9 protein-coding genes are annotated in these 8,325 nt (G+C 59.6%); 3 read left to right on the top strand and 6 right to left on the bottom strand.

The genetic code is table 11. From position 1 onward, the window contains the following. Positions 1–1,283: 1,283 nt before the first annotated feature. Positions 1,284–1,967 carry a hypothetical protein gene (locus FS320_RS33305; RefSeq protein WP_152716695.1) on the top strand — a complete coding sequence of 228 codons (684 nt, stop codon included), beginning with the start codon at positions 1,284–1,286 and terminating at the stop codon, positions 1,965–1,967. A gap of 89 nt (positions 1,968–2,056) precedes the next feature. Continuing rightward, positions 2,057–2,341 (top strand): hypothetical protein, encoded by a 285-nt coding sequence (locus tag FS320_RS33300; RefSeq protein WP_152716694.1) that lies wholly within the window; start codon positions 2,057–2,059, stop codon positions 2,339–2,341. A 339-nt stretch (positions 2,342–2,680) separates the two neighbouring features. On the opposite strand, the gene FS320_RS33295 is transcribed toward FS320_RS33300, so the two are convergent. After that, complete coding sequence (locus FS320_RS33295) at positions 2,681–3,073, bottom strand: hypothetical protein (RefSeq protein WP_152716693.1); 393 nt, start codon at positions 3,071–3,073, stop codon at positions 2,681–2,683. Between the two features lie 443 nt (positions 3,074–3,516). Further along, positions 3,517–3,924 (bottom strand): hypothetical protein, encoded by a 408-nt coding sequence (locus FS320_RS33290; RefSeq protein ID WP_152716692.1) that lies wholly within the window; start codon positions 3,922–3,924, stop codon positions 3,517–3,519. A 481-nt stretch (positions 3,925–4,405) separates the two neighbouring features. Here FS320_RS33290 and FS320_RS33285 point away from each other — a divergent pair, with 481 nt between their 5' ends. Then, positions 4,406–4,654, top strand: coding sequence for a hypothetical protein (locus FS320_RS33285; protein ID WP_152716691.1), 249 nt, complete (start codon positions 4,406–4,408; stop codon positions 4,652–4,654). 430 nt (positions 4,655–5,084) lie between these two features. Here the strand turns inward: FS320_RS33285 and FS320_RS33280 are convergent, their stop codons facing one another. The 4 genes from FS320_RS33280 to FS320_RS33265 form a co-directional block, all read right to left on the bottom strand. Then, a complete protein-coding gene (locus FS320_RS33280) occupies positions 5,085–5,381 on the bottom strand; it encodes a helix-turn-helix domain-containing protein (RefSeq protein ID WP_152716690.1) in 297 nt (98 codons plus the stop codon). 66 nt (positions 5,382–5,447) lie between these two features. Beyond that, positions 5,448–7,373: a MobV family relaxase gene (gene mobV, locus FS320_RS33275; protein ID WP_152716689.1), complete on the bottom strand. Its 1,926-nt coding sequence runs from the start codon at positions 7,371–7,373 to the stop codon at positions 5,448–5,450. 244 nt (positions 7,374–7,617) lie between these two features. Further along, a complete protein-coding gene (locus tag FS320_RS33270; RefSeq protein ID WP_152716688.1) occupies positions 7,618–7,815 on the bottom strand; it encodes a DUF2283 domain-containing protein in 198 nt (65 codons plus the stop codon). Then, a complete protein-coding gene (locus FS320_RS33265; RefSeq protein WP_152716687.1) occupies positions 7,812–8,060 on the bottom strand; it encodes a DUF4258 domain-containing protein in 249 nt (82 codons plus the stop codon). The genes FS320_RS33270 and FS320_RS33265 overlap by 4 nt, the downstream gene beginning before the upstream one ends. Positions 8,061–8,325 lie beyond the last annotated feature (265 nt).

Here is an 8,325-nt window from a genome sequence, read left to right as displayed (position 1 = left end):
CACCCATCCGCCCCGAACGCCACGTCGCCCAGTCGATCGCCACCATCCGGGCTGAACTCATCTGCACTCTCGTGCGAAGGCTCCCACGATGTCCCTGCTGCCACACAAAGTTTATGACACAGTAGTACTAGAGGACATCGAGAGAAAGGCGGGCCTTTCGCATGACCTTACCGGTGCCTGGAGCCCGTTAAGCGCGCCAGGCTATTTTGGTCGCATCAAAGGCTTCCCGGCTAGGCTGAGCGGTTAAACCAGCCACGCCAACCAATTGGCCGCGGCCTCTGGTCAGTCAGCAGCCGTTCTGTCTGAGATTTCCAAGAGTCCCGCTCCCCCTGAAGCGCCTCGCGCTCCCGGCGGTGAGCCTCCTCCATCCGGCCCAGCATCTCCCGCAACATCCGGACCTCGACTTCAAGGGCTGCCTGAGATGCCGAAGCCGAAACAGGAGCCGTTTCGGCCGTCTCACCCGTCTCAGAGGCTATTTCGGTTTGTTTCAAACCGGCGTCCGCGACACGTTTCGGATACACCCGAAAGAGCTCCGCTGGGTCGATCGAGTAGGTTCCGTCGTCTCGCCTGGTCGCAGATAGCCGTCCGCTTTTGATTGCTCTCCAAATGGAGGCTTTCGACGTTCCGGCCTCCTTGGCCGCTTCGAGCATGGAAAACATGGGTGTCTCAATTAGTTCAAACGGGCGTCTCGGATTGTTTCAGAGGCCCGTTTCGAAATGGTTCACGCCGAGACAGCCAAACAAAAAGAGGGCCAGCTGGTCCTGGCCCTCTCTGCTCGCAAGGTCAGATGGTCCTGACCCTTCGGTTCTTGATCAACTAAGCAAAAGGGGGCGGAGGGTAACCCACGACCACTTCGAGGTTCCATCATACCCCTGTTTTGGTCTCTGAGAACACCATGGAATCTCCCCTGATAAGCGTGAAATCTGTCAGGGCTTGCGCCAAGGGAGATCGTGTACAGGGCTGTTTCCAGGGCGACCGGACCCCGGAATCACAGAAAACACGACAGGAACGGGGGCTTGAGGGCGCAATCCGGTTGCGTTCGGAGTCCTGCCGCGGCTACCTTTGCCATTGGACGTTGAATCGCGTCCGGAAAACATAAAGCCCGCCTTGGGGGCGGGCCTCATGACCGGCCAAGAAGCCGGGGAAATCATCAGTCTGACAACGATGATATTCCCCAAAAACTTGGCCGGACGCAAGCCGAAAATGATCATTTTCGGCAACGGCGGAGCTTTGCTCACATGAAGCTTCCCCTGTGGTGGGTTTAGCGCCCCAAAGGGAAACTCATGCCTGCCCTTCAGCAGCGGCTAACGCTCATCCTGCCCGCTCCAAAGCCGCGGATGCGCGTCGCACGCCGCCCGTTTCACCCGTCTCAGTCTCAAGGACCATATCGCCTGCCGTTCGCCGTCCGGGACCAGCTCGCGGCGGACCTGGCGCCGTTCCGGAACCGTCGTGCTGCCTATGCCCTAGCCACCTTCCTAGCCCGCTTCTGGTCTGCACCTGGTCGCGTTGCCGGCATCTTCCCGATCGACCGACGCGACCTCGCCGATCATCCGGAGCTCGGCCTCACAGAGGCTCAGGTTCGGGGCGCGATCAAAACCCTCGAGGAGATCGGCTTCCTGGTCCGGGCGATCCCGCCGGCCGCCAAGCATCGCCGCACTGAAGAGGGCTGGATGAAAAAAGCCGTGCTCTATGCCTTCGGCAGCGCCTATGTGCCGTTCTTCATCAAGGCCAATGAGCGGGCCAAAGCCGCCCGGCAGCAGAAGGGGGCGCAACAAAATTCCGTGAGACGCCCTGCGATCGCTCCGCTTAAGTCGCCCATAATCAAGAGCGTAGCGGTTCCCCATATGATTATGGGTGACTTAAGAAAAATCGGCCTTCCGCCAAAGGCCTTTGAGCCAAACCCCAAACTCGAATCCGCCTTGGAACGGCTGCGGAGAGGGGTTTTCGGCTTTGCCGAAGGCGGGTGAGGACAGGGGAGAGCCAGATTCTGGACAGGTCATTATTGCCTGTGAAAGCCTTTCACGTGACAGGCAGCAAGGCCCAGTGAGGCAGACTGATGAAAAGACGATCTTTGCCGCCGTTCCGATTTGAGAATCCCCGCACAGACGATGAGATGCTGGCTCAGCTCGCAGCGCATGTGGGAAGGCTCGTGCTGGAAAGCAAAACCGAGAAAAAGCAGGATCGAGCGCTGAAGAAACTTGAGGAAGAGGAGTTGCCTACGGCACTCGTGGCAATCAACAAGCCCGCCTTCCTCGCTGGTCATATCCTGAGCCAGGCCATGAACCTGTTCGCCGCCGTCGCGGCCGACGAACTCGGCGTGGAGCCACCTCCTTGGCTGTAGACATTCAGGTGCGGGTCAAACCTACTGCGTGCGAATTTCGGGTAAGGCCGTTATGGAACTCGACAAAAAAGAAGCGCCCCAGTCGCGATCCGGGGCGCTTAAGTTTGAGAGAGCAACGTCCTACGAGAGGACAGTTTAAACTTAACCCCTTTGTCGCCCGAGAACCGTGAGCCAGGTCACACAGGCGCTTTTTCGCCGAAAGTTTTTGGACGCTGCGCTTGGGATGCGTGAATCCGTCCGTGTCGCCGTGCAATGGAAAAACCGCCCTCCCGAGGATTGGGAGAGCGGTTCTATGGAGCGCCATGTGCACGTAGCGGATGGCGCTATACGAGATGAAGGTTACGCGAAGGCGTGAGCGAAAGCGTCCTGGTCGGTAAAGTTGTGCTGGCTCTGATCAATGTCAACATGACTGACATCATTGCCGGTCCCAATACCAATAAGGTTGGTGTTGGCATTAACCTGAATAGTCGGGTTTACATTGATGGCGTCGGCTATGTTGTCGCCCAAATGATATTCAGGACCCTGATAGCCACCGGCATCAGCGTCTGCTGATTGCTGGGTAAAGTTGTGCTGGCTCTGATCAATGAAGATATCATCGACCGTATTGCCGACACCCACACCAATGACGTTGGTGTTGGCATTAACCTGAATAGTCGGGTTTACATTGATGGCGTCGGCTATGTTGTCGAGGCCCTTAGAGAAGTCTTCCATCCAAGCATCGTAATCAAGCATGTGAGGTATCCTCTTGTATTACAGTCAATATCGTCTGGGCCTAACCCGTTAGCGATGATTAGACTTTGAATGATTTGGCCCATTGGTGCTGTGAACTACGTCACGCCTCAATTTTCTGATTGAAAGAACTTCGTCTCTGATTTCGCAGAAGGCGTCTATGGACCCGACAAAAAAGAAGCGCCCCAGTCGCGATCCGGGGCGCTTAAGTTTGAGAGAGCAACGTCCTACGAGAGGACAGTTTGAACTTAACCCCTTTGTCGCCCGAGAACCGTGAGCCAGGTCACACAGGCGCTTTTTCGCCGAAAGTTTTTGGACGCTGCGCTTGGGATGCGTGAATCCGTCCGTGTCGCCGTGCAATGGAAAAACCGCCCTCCCGAGGATTGGGAGAGCGGTTCTATGGAGCGCCATGTGCACGTAGCGGATGGCGCTATACGAGATGAAGGTTACGCGAAGGCGTGAGCGAAAGCGTCCTGGTCGGTAAAGTTGTGCTGGCTCTGATCAATGTCAACATGACTGACATCATTGCCGGTCCCAATACCAATAAGGTTGGTGTTGGCATTAACCTGCAGCGTATCATTGGAATTGTCAGCGGAGGCGGAGGCGGAGCTGTAATCAGAGCCATACCCACTATACCCACCATAGCTGGAAGCATCGGCAGAAGCGTCCTGGTCGGTAAAGTTGTGCTGGCTCTGATCAATGTCAACATTTTTGACATCATTGCCGGTCCCAACACCAATAAGGTTGGTGTTGGCATTAACTTGGTCAGTGCTATTCGAATTCGTAGCAGTAGCAGACGCCACGCTTTCAGAGAAACTATTATACCAAGTGCTGTAATCGGGCATATCGTACATAAGACTTCCTCTTGTGTTGTGAGTGTTGCCGTTCAGTATCGCCTAGACCTAACCCCGGTAGCGATGATTAGACTTTGAATGATTTGGCCTATTGGCGCTGTGAACTACGTCACACCTCAATTTTTTGATTGAAAGAACCTCATCTCTGATAGGTCTGATGAACGGGGCACGACGCATCCACGGCTCCTCCCATCCCTAGCCTGTGCGAGGAATGGCCTTTGGCTGGAGGCCATAATTTCGCAGAAGCGCCTTTATGGAATGGACCCCAAAGAAGGAACGCTTCGGTTCGATGCCGAGGCGCTTGAGGTAGGGAGGACCACAAGGGAGGTTTTAGATAGCCGATGTCCCCGCCCGAGCTGCTGTAAGCCAGATCATACTGCGCGTGTGGTGCAGGTCACAGAAGGACAAGCAGTTTCGCGATAACAGGATCCATATCGTGCGGAACTGGCAGACCGGAACGCGCGTCAGTTGGGAGCGTCCAATGCCTCGTTTTTATGATACCTGCGCGGGACCCATCCGCGGTCTCTATCTGCCTTCCGTTGCCTGGGGCATACTCCAGCAGGAGGAGATCCAGACGCTTGAGCAACTCGTGGACATTGCTGACCGGCTTGAGCAGTTCGACGGGATCGAGCCCAGGATGGCGGAAGTGATCCGGGAGGCTCTCGCCCGTGTCGCCCCGCCTGAAGAGCAGATGATAGGCGAGATGCAGCTAGCCCCATGGTGCGCGTAATTTCGCATAACGCCCAGTATGGAACGCGTTTTGAAGGTTTCGGAAAGTGTTCGTGCGGGCTTATGGAACCCTGCGCCGGCTATTCAGTAAAACCCGCGCTGAAGCAGGCCTCGGTAGGGCCGTGAATACTCGCGAATGCTTGGCGAGGGAGAGGCCAAGAGGAGCACGTTTCCCCGGTCTCTCCCCGCCTGGCTGAGGAGCCGTTGGGGGCGATGCTCCAGACCCAAGCCAAGAGATCATAGCCGCCTTCGCACTGTCCTACCGCAGGAACGTCGCCCTATGCAGTCGAGGGCTGGTGCAGAGCGGTTTCGCAGAGGACTGCAAATCCTTGCACCCTGACGAGGCAAAGGGGCGGACTGTAAATTCGCTGGCTATGAACCCGAGGGATTTTAAGTCCCTTGCGTCTACCAGCTCCGACACGTCCGCACGCTCAGCCCAAGGTCTCTTCGACAATCCTCGGATTCCGGTCGAGCAGGGCCAGCAGGATGCGCGCCGGCCCCTGCGGCGAACGCCGGCCCTGCTCCCAATTGCGGATCGTGCCCACCGGCACTCCGATCCGACGAGCAAAGGCGACTTGGGACAGACCGGTTTTGTTCCTGATGGCAGCTACGTCAATGGCGTAGGGGATGTTGAGGCCATTGCCGAGGTTCTGGCCATCGTCCGTTAGGGCGAGCACCGCGCCCAGATTGGCGATCAGCTGGTCGAAGTCGTCATCCTGCTTGCCCATCGAGAGCCTCCACCAAGTGGTGGAGATGCGTCAGCGGCGCAGTGCGTCAATGGCGGACACCTGTCATCACCCGCGGCCCTGTCCTCGCTTGGCGGCTTCGATCTCCTGCTGGCGCTTCCGGCGCGCCTCGCGGGCTGCGGTCAGGCGCTCCAGGAGACGTTCAGCGCCTTCGCGCAGGATCGCAAGCCAGAGCTGCGCGAAACTCTGGAGTGTGAGCAGGGACAGCACCCCCGTCACGCTGGCCGTTGGAATAGCCTGCTTTTGGGCCTCCTGTGCCAGGGGCTGGCGGTGGGCCCGGCTCCAATCGTCATCGCGATAGGCGAGCACCAGAGAGGCCTGATCGGCCTTGGCCCGGGTCATCAGCCGGGTGTGATGCTCCTGACCGGTCCAGCCTGTCGCGACATAGACCGTGCGCTGGATATTGTCCTGCTCGAGCTGCGGCAGAAAGCCTTGCTCCAGGCGGGCGATGTTCCACAAGGCCAGGGCCTCGCTCGGGGTCGAGGTGAAGACGTGAACGAGCCGGTCCGCGCCCTCGTAGCCGGAGCGATGGGTAAAGCGCCAGATGCCCGGCGCTCCAAACCGTCGTGGCCGCGCCTGCGGTTGGCTGAGATCCTCGACGACATAGCCAACCGGCTGCTCATTCGGATCGGTGTGGTGGTCCTGAAACAGCGGAAACGCGACATGCAGGCGTTGTCCGAACCGGGCGGCGCCGACGAGCCCCAATCCCTGGAGTTTGCTCGCCTCCGTCGGCTCGAGGCCGACGGCCTCGAGCTTCTGCAGAACCTGAGCACGATCGGCGGCATCCGGCGACAGCATGAGCACCGGTTCTGGTGCCGTTCGGACTTTATCCATGAGCTCCCGGGCACTGGCGGTGGCCTCTGCGGCGGCATCGGCCACGAGCGCGTCTTCCGTGACGAAGCGGGCGAGCCAGCCCAGGGCGCCGGCATAATCCACCCCCATCACCGCTTTGACGAGATCAATCGCCCCGCGGCCGCCCTGGCCGGCATCCTGGAGGAAGAACTTGTTCGGCTTGCCCTTAGCGACCTCGGTGGTCAGGGGACCCGCCGGCCCGATCCATTCGCTGTCCTGATCCTTGTGGCGGCGGCTGTAGCCCAGAAAGGGCAGGATCTGTGCGAGCGGAAGCTCCCGGACCTGGCTGGCAAGCGTCCCCTTGGCCTGTTTCGCCTGGTCCAGGGCCACGTCGCGGGCTGTTTCGGCCGCTAGCCGCAGGTCCTGCTCGCGATTGGCCCGGTCCTCGGACGCCCGGAGCCGGCTCTGAGCCTTCTCGAGCTCGTCCCGGACCATGCGGCTGTCGGCGGCCTGAGCCAGGAGCTGCTCGACCGTCTCCGTGGTCCGGCCGACGGTGAGGGCAGCCTTGTCGCGCAGGGACAGCTCCGGCGGCTCCTGGGCGGCGTTGACGAGACCGTAGTAGCGCTGGACGTCCTGGTGCTTGGCCTGTGAGCCCTCGACGCCGCGCCGGATGCCGAGGGGCTTGAGGGCCTTGGCATAGTCGGTCTGGAAGCGGCGCAGCTCGGCGCGGCCGAACTGGGTCTTGGCGTCGAGGCGGCCGGTGGTGCGGTCGAGCGGCACGATGGCGACCTGGATGTGCGGGGTGGCCTCGTCGAGATGGAGCACCGCCGAGGCGAGGCGATCGCCGAACTCCTTCCTGAGCCAAGCCATGGAGGCTTTGACCCAGGCCTCGGTGCGTTTGGGATCGTAGACGCCGGCCTGGCTCGGGTTGTCCGGCCGGAAGTATTCCGGCGAGGCGGAGAGCAGCCCCTCCATGCACAGGACGGCGTCCTTGCGGCGTTTCTCGGGTAGGCGCCGTTCGACCTCGGCGACCGGATCCTGGCCATGCAGGAACTGCACCGCCTCGGGGTGGGGCTTGGGGTCGGCGTTCGGGGTCAGGCGGGAGCGGTCCCAATGGGAGGTCATGCCCTTGAGGTCGCTCAGGGACTTGATCTTCTCGAAGCGCAGAATGGCGAAACTCATCGGGCCTACCGAATTGCGGAAAGTCTATAGTCTTCTCGATACGGCACGACAGCTTGGCTGTAAAGTATATACCTTGGGGATCGGGCGCCACAGGTGTGGAAGCGGAGCGGGTAGGACTTCTGTCGGAAGAAGTATACTCACTAGACTTTGCCGCTGGCAAAGTCTGCTCGCCTCGGCCTCTGGCCGAGGGAGACAAGGTCAAACTGCTCCGCAGCTTTGCCCCTGTCGATCGCTCTCAGGCGATCTATGCCGCACTCAAGGTGCGGAGGTCCGCACCCTGCGCCAAGTGCTCGGAGGCGTCCAGGATCTCGACGGCCACGATCCGGCCGCTCTCATCAAAATCAAACACGATACCGGGACGCACCTCCTCACTTTCGCTCACCTTAGCCTCGGTGAAGCGAACGTAGAGCGCATCGGCCTCTGCATCGTAATGAGTTCTCATGATCTCCGGCCCCGATCGAGGAAGAGAGTGATGATCCGATAGGTCTCACCCTCAGGCACGTATACCACACGCAGAACCCTGCCGTCGCGTTCCGGTACTGTGCAGAAGACACGCACCCGTTCCGGGTGCTTGGGATCGGGCTCCGTCGCCTCTGGTTCGAGCACTGTCCGCTCCACCCACTCCGGTACGATCTCGCGCTCAGCAAGCATGTCACGGGCGTGGTTGGTGTAGGTGAAACGGGTCATCGCTGGGCCTTCATCGAGGAACACCCGTCCTATTCATACCATCCCTATGAAAGGGGCAATGCACAGGCCGGACTGGAGCCGTGACCCGCCTAATAATCACCTCGCGCTGCCCTTGTCTGTATCTGTTTTGGAAACATCCTAGTACTACTGTGTCATAAACTCACGAGGCGAGCTATAGTCGGGAGATCCATCATGCGGAGGCGTGTGATGAACCTTCCTATCCCATCAGAGACGCGCGAGGCGCGGTTTGCCGCCTATGTTGATG

Source organism: Microvirga tunisiensis, from assembly GCF_009296175.1.
Taxonomy (GTDB): Bacteria; Pseudomonadota; Alphaproteobacteria; order Rhizobiales; family Beijerinckiaceae; genus Microvirga; species Microvirga tunisiensis.
Note: the sequence above shows the minus strand (reverse complement) of the source record. Positions and strands in the feature narration are given on the sequence as shown.